The 15,961-nt window shown below is 33.8% G+C and carries 18 protein-coding genes; 12 read left to right on the top strand and 6 right to left on the bottom strand.

Going from position 1 to position 15,961, the window contains the following annotated elements; translation table 11 throughout:
* The first annotated feature begins 7 nt into the window (after window positions 1-7).
* The 5 genes from FGL66_RS05775 to FGL66_RS05755 all read left to right on the top strand — a co-directional run bounded on the left by FGL66_RS05775 (window position 8) and on the right by FGL66_RS05755 (window position 3,910).
* Window positions 8-616 (top strand): RDD family protein, encoded by a 609-nt coding sequence (locus FGL66_RS05775; protein WP_180808935.1) that lies wholly within the window; start codon window positions 8-10, stop codon window positions 614-616.
* A gap of 12 nt (window positions 617-628) precedes the next feature.
* Complete coding sequence (gene tpx, locus FGL66_RS05770) at window positions 629-1,123, top strand: thiol peroxidase (protein ID WP_180808934.1); 495 nt, start codon at window positions 629-631, stop codon at window positions 1,121-1,123.
* Between the two features lie 105 nt (window positions 1,124-1,228).
* Entirely contained in the window at window positions 1,229-2,167 is a 939-nt protein-coding gene (locus FGL66_RS05765; protein ID WP_180808933.1) for a class I SAM-dependent methyltransferase, read from the top strand.
* A gap of 85 nt (window positions 2,168-2,252) precedes the next feature.
* Window positions 2,253-3,449, top strand: coding sequence for an acetate kinase (locus FGL66_RS05760; RefSeq protein WP_180808932.1), 1,197 nt, complete (start codon window positions 2,253-2,255; stop codon window positions 3,447-3,449).
* Window positions 3,450-3,673: 224 nt separating this feature from the next.
* Window positions 3,674-3,910 carry a hypothetical protein gene (locus FGL66_RS05755; RefSeq protein WP_180808931.1) on the top strand — a complete coding sequence of 79 codons (237 nt, stop codon included), beginning with the start codon at window positions 3,674-3,676 and terminating at the stop codon, window positions 3,908-3,910.
* Between the two features lie 103 nt (window positions 3,911-4,013).
* Here the strand turns inward: FGL66_RS05755 and FGL66_RS05750 are convergent, their stop codons facing one another.
* Window positions 4,014-4,214, bottom strand: coding sequence for a hypothetical protein (locus tag FGL66_RS05750; protein ID WP_180808930.1), 201 nt, complete (start codon window positions 4,212-4,214; stop codon window positions 4,014-4,016).
* 141 nt (window positions 4,215-4,355) lie between these two features.
* Between FGL66_RS05750 and nucI the strand changes: the two genes are divergently transcribed.
* Complete coding sequence (gene nucI / locus FGL66_RS05745) at window positions 4,356-4,865, top strand: thermonuclease NucI (protein ID WP_180808929.1); 510 nt, start codon at window positions 4,356-4,358, stop codon at window positions 4,863-4,865.
* A 117-nt stretch (window positions 4,866-4,982) separates the two neighbouring features.
* Here nucI and FGL66_RS05740 read toward each other — a convergent pair whose 3' ends face one another.
* Window positions 4,983-5,345, bottom strand: coding sequence for a transcriptional regulator, SarA/Rot family (locus FGL66_RS05740; protein ID WP_180808928.1), 363 nt, complete (start codon window positions 5,343-5,345; stop codon window positions 4,983-4,985).
* Window positions 5,346-5,708: 363 nt separating this feature from the next.
* Window positions 5,709-7,061, bottom strand: a complete 1,353-nt coding sequence (locus FGL66_RS05735; RefSeq protein WP_180808927.1) for an aspartate kinase — start codon at window positions 7,059-7,061, stop codon at window positions 5,709-5,711.
* A gap of 192 nt (window positions 7,062-7,253) precedes the next feature.
* On the opposite strand from FGL66_RS05735, the gene FGL66_RS05730 reads away from it, so the two are divergent.
* From FGL66_RS05730 to FGL66_RS05715, 4 genes are all read left to right on the top strand, one after another.
* Entirely contained in the window at window positions 7,254-8,537 is a 1,284-nt protein-coding gene (locus FGL66_RS05730; protein WP_180808926.1) for a homoserine dehydrogenase, read from the top strand.
* Window positions 8,538-8,543: 6 nt separating this feature from the next.
* Window positions 8,544-9,608 carry a threonine synthase gene (gene thrC, locus FGL66_RS05725; RefSeq protein ID WP_180808925.1) on the top strand — a complete coding sequence of 355 codons (1,065 nt, stop codon included), beginning with the start codon at window positions 8,544-8,546 and terminating at the stop codon, window positions 9,606-9,608.
* A complete protein-coding gene (gene thrB / locus FGL66_RS05720; protein ID WP_374757682.1) occupies window positions 9,608-10,525 on the top strand; it encodes a homoserine kinase in 918 nt (305 codons plus the stop codon). Before thrC ends, thrB begins: the two co-directional genes overlap by 1 nt.
* Before the next feature lie 156 nt (window positions 10,526-10,681).
* On the top strand, window positions 10,682-11,488 hold the full coding sequence (locus FGL66_RS05715; RefSeq protein ID WP_180808923.1) for a Cof-type HAD-IIB family hydrolase: 807 nt from the start codon (window positions 10,682-10,684) through the stop codon (window positions 11,486-11,488).
* A gap of 102 nt (window positions 11,489-11,590) precedes the next feature.
* On the opposite strand, the gene FGL66_RS05710 is transcribed toward FGL66_RS05715, so the two are convergent.
* Together FGL66_RS05710 and FGL66_RS05705 are read right to left on the bottom strand one after the other, a co-directional pair.
* The gene (locus FGL66_RS05710) at window positions 11,591-11,905 is read right to left on the bottom strand and encodes a hypothetical protein (RefSeq protein ID WP_180808922.1); all 315 of its coding nucleotides are present in this window, start codon (window positions 11,903-11,905) and stop codon (window positions 11,591-11,593) included.
* A 151-nt stretch (window positions 11,906-12,056) separates the two neighbouring features.
* Window positions 12,057-13,508 (bottom strand): amino acid permease, encoded by a 1,452-nt coding sequence (locus FGL66_RS05705; protein WP_180808921.1) that lies wholly within the window; start codon window positions 13,506-13,508, stop codon window positions 12,057-12,059.
* Between the two features lie 216 nt (window positions 13,509-13,724).
* Here FGL66_RS05705 and FGL66_RS05700 point away from each other — a divergent pair, with 216 nt between their 5' ends.
* The gene (locus FGL66_RS05700) at window positions 13,725-15,221 is read left to right on the top strand and encodes a catalase (protein ID WP_180808920.1); all 1,497 of its coding nucleotides are present in this window, start codon (window positions 13,725-13,727) and stop codon (window positions 15,219-15,221) included.
* 99 nt (window positions 15,222-15,320) lie between these two features.
* Here FGL66_RS05700 and rpmG read toward each other — a convergent pair whose 3' ends face one another.
* Window positions 15,321-15,470, bottom strand: a complete 150-nt coding sequence (rpmG, locus tag FGL66_RS05695; protein ID WP_044361700.1) for a 50S ribosomal protein L33 — start codon at window positions 15,468-15,470, stop codon at window positions 15,321-15,323.
* Window positions 15,471-15,628: 158 nt separating this feature from the next.
* Here rpmG and rpsN point away from each other — a divergent pair, with 158 nt between their 5' ends.
* Window positions 15,629-15,898, top strand: coding sequence for a 30S ribosomal protein S14 (gene rpsN / locus FGL66_RS05690; protein ID WP_180808919.1), 270 nt, complete (start codon window positions 15,629-15,631; stop codon window positions 15,896-15,898).
* The last annotated feature ends 63 nt before the right edge of the window (window positions 15,899-15,961 follow it).

Here is a 15,961-nt window from a genome sequence, read left to right as displayed (position 1 = left end):
TGTTCATATGACAGAATGGAATGATTCAAACAACTTTAATCCTACAAGAATCAAACATCATACACCGAACGAACAACAAGGAACTATGATTAATCAGTACGAGTTAGATGCTTTCTTTTATGCTGGCTTTGGGCGCCGATTTTTTAGTTATATTATTGATTTAATCGTATTATGGGCTGCCACACAGATTATTTTAAAACCGATTTATGCATTGACAGGTATAGATGAATGGCAACTATGGATTGATTATTTTAGTGTCAATCATATGTTGAGTGCAGTAATTTATTTTTTATATTTTATAATGATGACACGCTACTTTCAGCAAACCCTCGGCAAAATGATTTTAGGCATTAAAGTTTATACTAAAGACATAGATCAACTGCAATGGCCAGATATTTTGATGAGAGAATGGATAGGTCGTATCATTTCTAATATCATGATAGGAATCCCTTATTTAGCAATTATTTTCACGCCCAAACATATAGGGGTACATGACTATTTCGCAGATACGGTTGTTGTTAAGCAAAAATATATTCAACAAATTAAAGCGAGCAGAAACCAAATGCGTGCGAAAACATCATCAAATCGATATAATAGTGAAGCGAGAGATAAATAAGGAGGAATTCAATTGGCACAAATTACATTTAAACAAGAGCCAGTTCAACTGTTAGGACAAGACGTTAGTGTAGGGGATCAAGCACCAGATTTTACAGTTGTCGATAATGCATTGCAAACTGTTTCTTTATCAAACTATGAAGGTAAGAAGAAATTAATCAGTGTAGTTCCTTCAATTGATACGGGCGTATGCGATCAACAAACGCGTAAGTTTAATGAAGAAGCAAGCAATGAAGAAGGTTATGTATTGACGATATCAGCAGACTTGCCATTTGCACAAAAAAGATGGTGTGCAAGCAATGGTCTTGATAATGTGATAACGCTGAGTGACTACCAAAGCCGTTCATTTGCCAAAAATTATGGTGTGTTAATGGATGGTTTAATGTTATTAGCTCGCGCAGTCTTTGTACTAGATAAAAACAATAAAGTTGTTTACAAAGAGATTGTTTCAGAAGGTACAGATTTTCCAGACTTTACTGCTGCATTAGAAGCATATCAAAATGCATAAATCAATCAAGAAGTTGAAACAAGATAATCATGAGTCTTGTTTCAACTTCTATTTTTTAATATGCTAATATTAGAAATAAGTGAGAATTTTGAAAGGACGAAACCTATGACACAAACATCTTCCATTATGGAAAAGATATTCCAACAACTTGATGACCAAACAAAAATATTAAACGCACAAAATGGACAAAGTTTTATTGAAAACTTAGGGCTTGCTATGGAACAATTATATACATCAAACCGTGAATTACTGGAGCAAGCAACATTTCAGGATAGACGAAAAGCCTTTCAGTTTGCTTATTTAAGTCAATTACAAAAAGAAGAAGTGCAAGCCAATCACCAAATTACGCCGGATACAATTGGACTTGTTGTTGGTTTTTTAATTTCTAAATTTGAAGAAAACGCTAAGGAAATGCATATTGCAGATTTGGGAAGTGGATCAGGTCACCTTAGTGCAACAATTCATGACACATTAAAAGAGACATCCGTAATGCATCATTTAGTAGAGGTAGATCCTGTTTTATCAAGGTTAAGTGTACATCTTGCCAACTTTTTAGAAATACCGTTTGATGTATATCCACAAGATGTAATTATGCCACTACCATTTGAAGATGCAGATGTTGTTGTTGGTGATCTGCCAATTGGTTATTATCCCATTGATGAAAGAAGTCAGATGATGCGTTTGGGATTTGAAGAGGGGCATAGTTATGCGCATTATTTATTTATCGAGCAAGCTATTGCAGCATTAAAACCTTCCGGCTATGCATTTCTTGTTGTTCCAACCCATTTGTTTGAGGGAGAACATGTGAAACAGTTAGAAAATTTCATTGCAACAGAAGCCGAGATGCAAGCTTTTTTAAATTTACCAAAAAATTTATTTAAAAATGAAAAGGCACAAAAATCTATTTTAATATTACAACGTAAACAGCAGGGTATGACTAAACCTGTTGAAGTTTTATTAGCAAATATCCCAGATTTTAAAAACCCGCAAATGTTTCAAAATTTCCTTGGCGAATTACAAGAGTGGCGTTCTAAAAATCATTAAAAATAACCTGTAATACTCTTGAATTAGAACTGTATTAATGGTTAAATAGATGTGGATAAATTTAAATATACTGGAGGACATTCTTATGTCAAAGTTAATTTTGGCGATTAATGCTGGTAGTTCATCACTAAAGTTTCAATTGATTGAAATGCCAGAAGAAAATCTCATTACAAAAGGTTTAATTGAGCGTATTGGATTAAAAGATTCGATTTTTACAATTGAAGTTAATGGTGAAAAAATTAAAGATGTTAGAGATATTAAAGACCATGAAGAAGCAGTTAATATTATGTTAGAAAGTTTACAAAAACATGGTGTCATCAATGATATTAATGATATCGATGGTACAGGTCACCGTGTAGTTCATGGCGGAGAAACATTCCCAGAATCAGCACTAGTGACAGATCAAGTGGTTAAAGATATTGAAGCGTTAGCAGATCTAGCACCATTGCATAACCCAGCAAACTTAATGGGAATCAATGCGTTTAGAAAACTACTTCCTAATATTCCACACGTAGTAGTATTTGATACTTCATTCCATCAAACAATGCCAGAATCAGCATATTTATATAGCTTGCCATATAACTACTACAAAGATTATGGTGTTCGTAAATATGGTTTCCATGGTACAAGTCATAAATATGTATCACAACGTGCAGCAGAGCTATTAGGAAAACCTATTGAAGAATTACGCATGATTTCTTGTCACATTGGAAACGGTGCATCTATTACTGCAATTGATGGTGGAGAATCTGTTGATACATCAATGGGCTTCACACCATTAGCAGGTGTCACAATGGGAACACGTTCAGGTAATGTAGATCCTGCACTTATTCCATTCATTATGGAAAAAACAGGTAAAACTGCTGAAGAAGTTATCAATGTATTTAATAAGGAATCTGGTTTATTAGGTATTACAGGTGAGTCTTCTGATTTACGTGATATTGAACAAGCTGCAAGTGAAGGCGATGAACGTGCAAAACTTGCATTAGAAGTATTTGCTTCACGTATTCATAAATATATGGGAACTTACGCATCACGTATGCACGGTGTAGATGTTATCATCTTTACAGCAGGTGTTGGTGAGAACTCTGATGTTGTGCGTGCACGCGTTTTAGAAGGTCTAGAATTTATGGGTGTATATTGGGATCCACGCAAAAATGAAGGATTACGTGGTAAAGAAGCAGAATTGAACTATCCACATTCACCAGTTAAAGTATTGGTTATTCCAACAAACGAAGAAGTTATGATTGCTCGTGACGTTGTAAAATTTGGTGAATTATAAAAAATAGTGTGATGATGGTATAAAACAAGTGTGTTGTGATTCGAATCATGACACACTTGTTTTGATATTATGGAGATTGATGTACTATGATATTACTTTTATGACTTCATTCTAAAAACACTTGACTTGCAGGAGCCTCCAACATAAACTTTTATTACAATAATATCTTTTATGAAGACAACAAAATAGATATATTGAAATAAAAATGTAGAGGAGAGCAAATCATGTATGCCCAATATTGGTTGCGTACCTTTGATTATAAAGGTATATCAAAACTTTCTCATTTAATCGCTAACTTGTTTATAAATATCATTATTTTGATTATTATTAACTTAGTAGGTTTAGTTGTGCCAGTATCAATGGAGAACTTTATTGTAACAACATATTATGTTCTGCTTATTGCAATGCTTTTTCCAACAGCTGCAATGATTGTGAGAGTATTGAACCGCAAAAAAAGATAATAAAAAGGACGAGTCACATATCAGGATGAGGAAGTAAAATCTTGTAATCATTAAGATTTTCTAATTCACTTCTGATTAGCGACATCGTCCTTTTTATTTAAGATTAAGAGGCATCTGTTTTATTATTTTTTTCGTTTTTACCACGTATCCATTGTAAAATAAAGCCACAAAGTATTCCTAAAAGAACGCCAATAAAGGCACCTGCAATAAGTGGTAGGTTGAAAGCATATTGTAGTACAAAACTAAGAATAATGGCAAATATAATAATAATTAACGATAGATAGTTATTTTTTAAAGTTTTCATGTATGTCACTCCCATATGACATTATAGCATTATTTGTTGATAAATGAGTGTATTGTTCTAGCTATATGTAACAAATTGTAACTTGACCAATGATTAAAAATTTACTATGATTAGTCCGAATATGAGACTGAAGGTGAAGTTATGAAAAAGATATTGTCAGTAGTTATAGTGGCGATTGTAGCTATTATCGTACTAGGTGTTCAATATTTAAATCAATCGGGTCCATTTGCAAACTCCAATCATCCAGACAAAGAAGATACTTATACGGTGAAACGTGTTATTGATGGTGATACAATTATTGTGAGTAAACCTGGACAAGAAGATGAACGTGTTCGATTGATTGGAGTAGATACACCAGAAACAGTGAAGCCCAACACGCCAGTACAACCCTATGGAAAAGCTGCATCCAACTACACTAAGAAACATTTGACTCATCAACAAGTGACGTTAGAATATGATCGTGAAAAAACAGATCGATATGGACGAACTTTAGCGTATGTTTGGCTTGGAGACGATATGTTCAATGTGATGTTAGCGAAAGAAGGCTTGGCACGAGCAAAATTTTATCCACCAAACGATAAATATCGAATTTTGATTGAACAAGCACAAAAAGAGGCGCAAAAGAAACAATTAAATATCTGGGAACGCTAAAAAGTGTTTGTACTGAACGAATATTTCGTGATGTACAAACACTTTTTAATTTGAGGGATCATCTATATAACTTATTATGCATCATTGAAATCGCCTACATAATTTAATTACAATATATTATGATAGTATGTTTTTTTGAATTTGATCAAAATTGTTTAGTAAATCTATCATTTTATCGTATTGTTCATCAGTAAATGTAATATAAACTTTACGTTCATCTTCAGTTGAACGTTCTTTACCAATAATACCCATTTCAGTCAGTGCAGTTAATGATTTATGTACTTCCATCAAACTAAAATCTATTGTTTGTTTAACTTTATGAAGTGAAATACGATGGCTATTTGCTGATTTTAAATGGTATAAAAATAAAATGTCATTTAGTTTGAGTCCATATTGTTTTTTGACTTCACTAATAATTTTTTTTCGATAGGATTCGTAATAAAAAATCTGTTCAGAATCCATTGAGTAATCCTTAGTCATTTTTTCACTCCCTATACGCATATGATGTACTATACAACATATTATATTAAATTTTTTATACTTTTAAAAGCAAAACTTTCAATATTACTAAAAGAAAGACATATATGATTAAAAAATACACAAACTTTTAAAATGTTACTCACTAACACCTAAAAGTTTTTAAAAATAAATATGATATGTAAAAAAATATAAAAACAAAGCTATATAAATATATTAAATCGAGAAATTTTGAAGTGTTTGAAAAGGGAGATCAGAATTTGGGGATATGAGATGTTAAATATTGAAATATGTGATTAAGGAAATAAAAAACCATCATATCATTATAAGAATAGATCTTATACGATATGATGGTTTTGAACATTATTATTGAAGATAACAATTTGTGTAGCATGCTTTGACAGCAGCTTCAGCATCTTTATTCGAAATACCAAACATCATTGAAATTTCGGATGAACCTTGATTGATCATTTTTAAATTAATATGGGCTTGGGCAAGTGCATCTGTTATTTTATTGGCTGTTCCTACAAGTGCACTCATACCTTCTCCGACAATCATTAAAATTGCAAGGTCATGTTCAACACTCAACTCATCTACCTGGCACTCTGAACGAATTGCGTTTAATACCTGTTGTTCTTTGCCTGTGATTTGAGAGGTACGCATGATAATACTGATGTTGTCAATGCCAGAAGGCATATGATCGAAAGAAATATTATTGTCAGAAAGTATTTTAAGTATTTTAACAGTAAAGCCTACCTGTCTATTCATTAAATATTTTTTGATGTTGATACTTGTAAACCCTTTATCACAGCTAATTCCTGTAACAACTCTTTGACGATTAATTTCACGATCATGAACGATGTAAGTTCCCGGATCTTCAGGGCGATTTGTATTTTTAATGACTACCGGAATGCGATAGCGATAAAGCGGTTGTAAAGCCTCGTCATGAAAAACACCAAACCCTGCGTAAGATAATTCACGCATTTCACGGTATGTAATTTCACTAATAATCTCAGGTGATGAGATAACAGTAGGATTAGCGCGGTAAATACCAGACACATCAGTAAAGTTTTCGTACAAATCTGCTTTTACGCCACGTGCCACAATAGCCCCTGTAATATCTGAGCCACCACGAGGAAAAGTGACGATGTAATCAGATTCAGAGTAGCCAAAGAAGCCTGGAATAATAATTTTTTCATTATATTGTCTTAATTGTTTAATCTTATCATAGCTAGATTGGAGAATTTGAGCATTTTCCGGTTCATCTGTAACAATAATACCAGCTGCTTTAGGTGACAAATAACGTGTAGGAATACCTTGTTCATTATTGTATGCTGCAATAAGTTGAGCATTAAAGTTTTCTCCAGAGGACTTCAATGCATCGAGTAAGCGCTCTGGTTCGTTTTTAAGAGAAGTGATGTAGTGTTCTAATGTTTGATTAATCTCCTCTAAAAGATTTGTTTTCAGTTCAAGATCATCAATAATATCTTGGTATCGATCAAGTACCTCTTGTTTTTTTGATTGATAATCCAAGTTATTTGTGACTTTCTCATAGAGTCTGATTAAAAGGTCTGTTGTTTTAGTGTCTTTAGAGTGACGTTTACCGGGTGCTGATACAATGATAATACGTCTATCGTCATCACTATTAATAATATTTAAAACTTTTTTGATTTGTTCTGCAGTAGCAACAGAACTACCGCCAAATTTTGATACTTTCATAAATGGATACAACCTTTCATTCGTATTGGATTATCTATTTAGTTTTGAACGTAACAATGGTATGATAGATATGTGTTTTTTAAATTTTTAGAACTTTACAAACTTTGTGAATGAACTTATACTAAACCATATTTAAGTATATTTCAATATATAATTTGTAAATTTCAGAAAATTAAGCGGAGGGATTATTTCATGAAACAGCTCAATGTTGCATTACTAGGACTCGGTACTGTTGGTTCTGGTGTGGTTAAAATTATCGAAGAAAACCATAAACAGATTAAAGATACTATCCAAAAAGATATTCAAATTAAACATATTCTTGTTAGAGATAAAACCAAAAAACGTCCACTTAATATTTCACAATATCATTTAACTGAAGATGTAAATGATATTTTAAATGATGAAGATGTAGATATAGTAGTAGAAGTAATGGGTGGCATTGAGCCAACTGTGGACTGGTTGAAAGCAGCATTGACTCAAAAAAAACATGTGATTACAGCTAATAAAGATTTGTTAGCAGTACATCTACGCGTTTTAGAGGATTTGGCACAAGAAAATGGTGTTGCCCTAAAATATGAAGCAAGTGTTGCTGGTGGGATACCTATTGTCAATGCAATTAATAATGGTTTAAATGCCAATAATATCAGTAAATTTATGGGTATTTTTAATGGAACATCTAATTTTATTTTGACAAAAATGTCTGAAGAAGGTGCATCATATGAATCAGCACTCCAAGAAGCTCAAGATTTGGGATTTGCTGAGGCGGATCCTACTGATGATGTTGAAGGTATAGATGCAGCACGCAAAGTTGTGATTACATCTTATTTGTCATTTAATCAGGTGATTAAACTTGATGACGTTGTAACAGAAGGTATTAGTAGAGTGACAACAGATGATATCCATGCAGCACGACAATTAGGATATAAAATCAAGTTGATTGGTAAAGGAACATATACTAATGGAGAAGTGCAAGCATCTGTTAAACCAACATTGATTGCACAGTCACATCAACTAGCAGCTGTTGAAAATGAGTATAATGCGATTTATGTTATTGGTGATGCTGTCGGTGAAACGATGTTCTATGGTAAAGGTGCAGGAAGTTTGGCAACAGGTTCAGCTGTGGTGAGTGATTTATTGAATGTGTCTTTACAATTTGAGTCTAATTTACACACGTTGCCACCACATTTTGAATTGACAACAGAAGCAACAAAAGAAATGATGGATACAAATGAGCCAGAACTCATTAAAGAAAAAGAAAGTTATTACTTTGTTGTAACAGCTCCAGTTGTATCAGAAAAACAATTTGAATCTGACATTAAAGGTTGTTTACCATTTCACAAAACATTACAATTTGTAAAAATAAATAACCAGCAATATGCAGTTATTGTTATTGGTTTAGATGATAAGCCAACAGCTTCAATTGATGCATTAGAAGGTTATCGAGTTGAAAAAATATATCCGGTTGAAGGAGTTTGATGAAATATGAAGTTATGGAAAGGTCTTGTAAAAGAGTATCAATCGTTTTTACCAGTAGATGATCAAACACCAGATGTATCATTAAATGAAGGACAGACACCTTTAATCTATTGTGATACGATTTCTAAAATGCTAGGTATTGAGTTGTACGTCAAATATGAAGGTGCAAATCCTACGGGTTCTTTTAAAGATCGTGGTATGGTTATGGCTGTAACGAAGGCAAAAGAATTAGGCCGTAAGATGGTCATTTGTGCATCAACTGGAAATACATCGGCATCTGCAGCAGCATATGCAGCTAGAGCAGGACTAAAAGCAATCGTTGTTATTCCAGAAGGTAAGATTGCATTGGGAAAACTATCACAAGCAGTGATGTATGGTGCACAAATCGTATCTATTGAAGGTAATTTTGATGAAGCATTAGAAATCGTAAAAGAAATTGCACAAGATGGTGAGATTGAATTAGTGAACTCTGTGAACCCTTACCGTATTGAAGGACAAAAAACAGCATCTTTTGAAGTTGTAGAGCAACTTGATGGACATGCACCAGATGTGTTAGCAATTCCAGTAGGTAATGCGGGGAATATTACAGCGTATTGGAAAGGCTTCAAAGAATATCATGATAAACAAGGGGCAGGTCTGCCGAAAATGTTTGGTTTTCAGGCTGAGGGGGCGTCACCAATTGTTCAAAATAAGGTGGTTAAAAATCCTGAAACAATTGCAACAGCGATTCGTATCGGTAATCCAGCAAGTTGGGATAAAGCTGTTGATGCAATTGAATCATCACATGGACTGATCGATTCAGTAACAGATGAAGAAATTTTGGAAGCATATCAACTGATGACTTCTAAAGAAGGGATTTTTAGTGAACCGGCAAGTAATGCTTCAATTGCAGGTTTGATTAAATTGCATAGACAGGGCAAACTTAAACAAGGACAAAAAGTGGTAGCTGTATTAACAGGAAACGGTTTAAAAGACCCAGATACTGCGATTGGTCTGCTTGAAAATCCAATTCAAGCACTACCTAATGATAAGGAACATATTATTCAATATATTAAGGATGCGTTAAAATGATCAAAAACAAATTCAGTCTTAAAGTACCAGCATCAACAGCAAACTTAGGTTGTGGTTTCGACTCCATTGGCATGGCACTTAACAAATTCTTATATATCGATGCACAACCTATACGTGCAAAACAATGGAAGTTTCGTCACGAAGGGCCACACTTGCAAGGATTACCAGAGGATGAAACGAACTACATTTATAAAATTGCACAGTATGTTGCGAATAAATATGATGTTACACTTCCTATGCTAGAAGTGAAAATGTATAGTGAAATTCCGTTGGCACGTGGATTGGGTTCATCTGCTTCTGCTTTAGTTGCTGCACTCTACATTGCGAACTACTTTGGTGATATTGAGCTCTCTAAATATGAATTATTACAGTTAGCAACGGAAATTGAAGGGCATCCAGATAATGTTGCACCTACAATTTATGGTGGACTTGTTGTGGGATATCATAATTCAGAAACAAATATTACAGATGTTGCACATATTGATATTCCTGATGTTGACTTTATTTTAACGATTCCACAATATGAGTTAGAAACGAAAAAGGCACGCCAAGCTTTACCCGAGTATTTGAATCACAAAGATGCTGTAAAATATAGTGCGATTAGTAATACAATGATTAGCGCCTTGATTCAACATAATTATGAATTAGCTGGAAAAATGATGGAACAAGATGGATTGCATGAGCCTTATCGCCAGCATTTGATTGAACATTTTACAGAAATTAAACAAACTGCACACGAATATGAAGCCTATGCTACTGTTATGTCTGGTGCAGGTCCAACGATTATGACTATGGTTAAAAAAGAAAAAAGTGGTTCACTTGTACGCGCATTACGTCAACAATTTCCAAACTGTCATTCGGAACTAGCAACGGTAAATACGGTCGGTGTAGAAACTGAAGTTTTTTATAAATACTAATAGAATCAACAAAAGTAGGACGACGAGACTTTTCTAAATATTAAAGTTTCGCTCCTGCTTTTTTGTATAGTTACAAAGTAATATCAGTTTATTTTGACAAAACGTTGTGTATTAAACGATAACTTATTGTAAGATGGAAAGGAAAGGAGTAGAAAAATGAAACCAGATTTAATTTTGTTTGATATGGATGATACGTTGCTAACTTCTCAAAATAAGGTCTCGGATATGACGAGAGATTATTTATTAAAGGTACAAGAAGCTGGATACAAACTTGCACTGGCTTCGGGGAGACCAACATTCGGTATGTTGAAAATCGCAAAACAGTTACAATTGGATAAGTATGGCAGTTTTATTATGAGTTACAATGGTGGTCAAACCATTAATTTAGCCACAGAACAAGTTGTAGCACGTCAAAGTATATCTAAAGCGGCATTCGAACGTATCGTCGATTTTTGTAGACAACATGATATGCTTATTTTAACGTATTACGAAAACCAAATTGTATGTGAGGGTACAAATGAGTATATGGGGGTAGAATCCGAGTTGACAGGAATGCCCATGATTCAAGTAGAGGATATTAAAAGACATGTAAAATCTGATGTTCCTAAAGTAATGGGAGTGGATCATCCTGAAAAGGTTAGCCATATTTTTGAAATACAGAAAGGCCAATTTGATAACGATATTGATATGACGATCAGTAAACCATTTTTTCTTGAATTTATAAGTAAAGGTGTATCAAAAGGCAAAGCAATTCAAAAATTAGCAGAGCAATTAGATTTATCTACTGACAATATGATTGCATTTGGAGATAGTACGAATGATATTGATATGTTAGAGACAGTGGGTATCGGTGTTGCAATGGGGAATGCGAGAGAAAGTGTTAAGGAAATAGCTGATATTGTGACCAAAAGCAATGATGAAGAAGGAATTCCATATGCACTAGAACAATTGATTGAAAAATAATTAAAGATATGTCACAACAAATAGGAGAGGATAGATGGCTAAAAGTGTATCCTCTCACTCTATAATTGTCTAGCGTAGATAGAGGTACATACTTATGTGTGTCTATTTCGCTGTATGTGTCCATTCTTTATGACCACGATGGCGTTTGATGTGTGCATATATATGATCAGCTGCATAATCTAAATTGGTATATATCGTAATAGAAAAAGAGGATTGATTTTGTTCAAATGGGGCTTCGGAGTAAAGCTCTTTTAAATGCTGATAAAGATTTTCCATTTGTTCATGCGTCAAGCTGCTATATTCTCTTAATGTACGTTTGAGTAGCTGACCTTGTTTATTTTCTAACGATTGTACAACAATGACAAAACGTTCATCTGTTTTGATGACATCATCAAAAAGGTTTGTCTGTCCAACCATGTTAAAAACCCCCAATACATAATATAACTTTATTTTCTTTAAGTTAATTATACCTTATTTTTCAAATTGATTAAAATAATGCCTAATAAAAATTAAAGAACAAGATCGCCTATCTCAATAGGTTTCTTGTTCTTTATTATGATTGCGTTCATTATGATTTATAAGATTCATGTTCACTTAAATCAATTTCGTTGAGAGGGATGATCTTTGTTTTATGAATCAACTTATGAACGAAGTAAATTACAAATAATGTAATAATAGGTAGAAAATTTTGTGCGAGCTTTGTAAAATCTAAATGAATTAAAGCTTCAGCTGAACTACCAAAAATTAAAAATAATAATGTTGCAAATACTAATATTGGACCTAATGGAAAAAATGGAGCTTTATAAGGTAATAGCTGATTAACATCTTTTTGTTGTACTTTAATGGCACGTCTTAAGCGTACTTGTGCAAGAACACTGGATGCCCAAACAAATGTAATTAATGCACCGATAATATTTAATAAACCAATAACACTATCAGGATTGAAGTTTGCATAAGTTGTGACTGATGCAATAAAGACAAATGTTGTAAGTAATGCATTAAGTGGTAACTTTGTTTGACGATTGATAACACTTAAAAACTGAGGTGCTTGACCTTGTCTGCTCAGTGAAAATAGCATACGACTTGTTGTAAAAATACCTGAGTTTGCGGCTGAGAGTAGTGCCGTTAAAATAACAGCATTAATAACTGAAGCTGCAAATGCGATACCCACTTTGTCAAAAACAATAGTAAATGGACTTTGTGTAATAGAGCCGCCTTCATTTAATAATGTTGGGTCTGTGTATGCAAGAATCCCAGAAATAACAGCAATAGATAATACATAGAATAATAATATACGCCAAAATACTTGTTTAATGGCACGTGGCATTGATTTTCTTGGATTATCTGATTCACCAGCTGCAACAGCAATGACTTCAGTCCCTCCGACAGAGAAGCCTGCAATTAATAGCACACTTAAAAAGCCAGAAAGTCCGCCAACAAATGGCGCGTCACCAACAGTATAATTTTCAAATCCATAGTATTTACCACCTAAAATACCAAAAATCATTAAGATACCTAAAATAATAAAAACAATAATGGTAATAACTTTGACAAGCGATAGCCAAAATTCAGCTTCACCAAATGCTTTTACTGTAAATACATTAAGTAAGAAAATAATTGTTAAGAAAATAATGCTCCAAATGAGAGGCGAGAAGAAATGGAAGATATCCCAATAGCCTAAAACATTAGATGCAACGATGACATCAACACTTGTTACAAGAGACCAAATCATCCAGTATAACCAGCCCATTGTAAAACCTAAAGATGGGTCAACAAAACGTGTAGAATAACTGCTAAACGAACCGGATACAGGATAAAATGTTGCCATTTCACCAATGGATGCCATTAAAAAATAAAGCATAATGCCAATAAGTAAATACGCTACAATTGCCCCCCCAGGACCAGCTTGTGCAATAACACCACCTGTTGCGACAAATAACCCCGTACCAATAGCGCCTCCAATAGCAATCATAGTAATATGCCGAGCTTGAAGCCCGCGATTTAAAGTTTTTTCTTCCATAAACATCTGCTCCTCAATATAAATAAAGATTTCTATCTATTGTACTTGCTATCTCTCTGATATTCAATAAGAATTTATAACTTTAAAGCCTTAAAATGTTAATTTTTCGAAAATTCAAATTTAGATCATAAAAGATATACTTTGCATGAGAGATAGGTTATAATGAAATAGTAAAGTAATTTAGAATTATTTTAATTAAGAAAGAGGGTTTATAAAATGAGTCAAAAAGATGCTTCTAAACTTACAGGTCTATTTGGTCATCCGGTTGGTGATAGAGAAAACTCTATGACAGCTGGTCCACGTGGTCCACTATTAATGCAGGATTGGTATTTCTTGGAGCAAATGGCGCACTTTGACCGTGAGGTAATTCCAGAAAGACGTATGCATGCTAAAGGCTCAGGCGCATTTGGAACATTCACAGTAACTAATGATATTACACGTTATACGCGTGCAAAAATCTTCTCAGAAGTTGGTAAAAAGACAGAAATGTTTGCGCGTTTTTCAACAGTTGCAGGTGAAAGAGGTGCTGCAGATGCTGAACGTGATATTCGTGGATTTGCGTTAAAATTTTATACAGAAGAAGGAAATTGGGATCTTGTTGGTAACAATACACCCGTATTTTTCTTTAGAGACCCTAAATTGTTTGCAAGCTTAAATCACGCAGTAAAGAGAGACCCTAAAACAAATATGCGTAGTGCTCAAAACAATTGGGACTTCTGGACTTCTTTACCAGAGGCACTACATCAAGTTACAATTTTAATGTCAGATCGCGGTATCCCTAAAGGTTATCGCCATATGCATGGTTTCGGTTCACACACGTATGCAATGATTAATGACAACAATGAACGTGTTTGGGTGAAATTCCATTTCAGAACACAACAAGGTATTGAAAACTTTACGCCTGAAGAAGCAGAACAAGTTATAGCAAAAGACCGTGAATCATCACAAAAAGATTTATTTGAAGCTATTGAAGAAGGCAACTTCCCTAAATGGAAAATGTACATCCAAGTTATGACAGAAGAACAAGCAAAAAATCATAAAGACAATCCGTTTGATTTAACAAAAGTATGGTTTAAAGATGAATATCCTCTTATTGAAGTAGGTGAGTTTGAATTAAATAAAAACCCAGAGAACTACTTTATGGATGTTGAACAAGCAGCGTTTGCACCAACAAATATTATACCGGGCATTGATTTTTCACCAGATAAAATGTTGCAAGGGCGACTTTTCTCATATGGTGATGCACAGCGTTATCGCTTAGGAGTTAATCATTGGCAAATTCCTGTTAACCAACCAAAAGGCGTAGGCGTAGAAAATATTTGTCCGTTTAGTCGTGATGGTCAAATGAGATTTTTAGATGGCAATCAGGGCGCACAAACACATTATTATCCTAATAGTTATGGTGCACATCAAGATCAACCAGAATACAAACGTCAACCTTTGGCTTTAGAAGGTGCGGCATATGAGTATAACTTTAGAGAAGATGATGATAACTATTTCGAACAACCGGGCAAACTATTTCGTTTACAATCTCCTGAACAACAACAACGTATTTTTGAAAATACAGCCAATGAAATGGATGGAACGACTGATGAAGTGAAACATCGTCATATTCGTCATTGTTACCAAGCTGATCCAGCTTATGGAACAGGTGTAGCAAAAGCACTAGGTATGTTAAATGACTTAGAGGATATCTTAGAAGGTATCAAGTAGATGAATTAAAAAGCAAAAGAGAAAGACGTTGAACATATTATAAGCTGTTCAACGTCTTTCTCTTTTGTCGTATTTTTAAATTAGTATATTGTGTACTGATTATTTTGTTTCTCTATGCAATGTATGCTTATTTAATCTTGGGCAATATTTCATCATTTCAATACGTTCAGGGTTCGTACGTTTGTTTTTGGTTGTAATATAATTACGATCGCCACATTCAGTACAAGCTAAAGTTACATTAATACGCATAACTAAACCTCCTTAATTATCAAATTGGAACCTTTACGATTTAATATTCTATCATGACTTTTTATATATTACCAGAAATTTTTATCTTGCATTGGTAAAATAAAATATGCTAAGATTTAAAACGTAATAATTACGATTTATAGAGGTGGATTGAAAAAATGGCAAAAAAATCTAAAATAGTAAAAGAAGAAAAACGTGCCAAACTTGTTGCACAATATGCTGATTTGCGTAGAGAATTAAAAGCAAAAGGGGATTACGAAGCATTGCGTAAACTCCCGCGCGATTCATCGCCAACACGTTTAACAAGAAGATGTAAAGTAACAGGTAGACCAAGAGGCGTGTTAAGAAAGTTTGAGATGTCTCGTATCGCATTTCGTGAACATGCACATAAAGGTCAAATTCCAGGTGTAAAAAAATCAAGTTGGTAATTGAATTTGCTCTCCCTTTGTTTACTTTATTACTTAATGATAGTATATTAGCTTATGGATAAA

This window comes from Staphylococcus sp. 17KM0847, from assembly GCF_013463155.1.
Taxonomy (GTDB): Bacteria; Bacillota; Bacilli; order Staphylococcales; family Staphylococcaceae; genus Staphylococcus.
The sequence above is the reverse complement of the archived record's forward strand: the minus strand, read 5'-3'. Positions and strand labels throughout refer to the sequence as shown.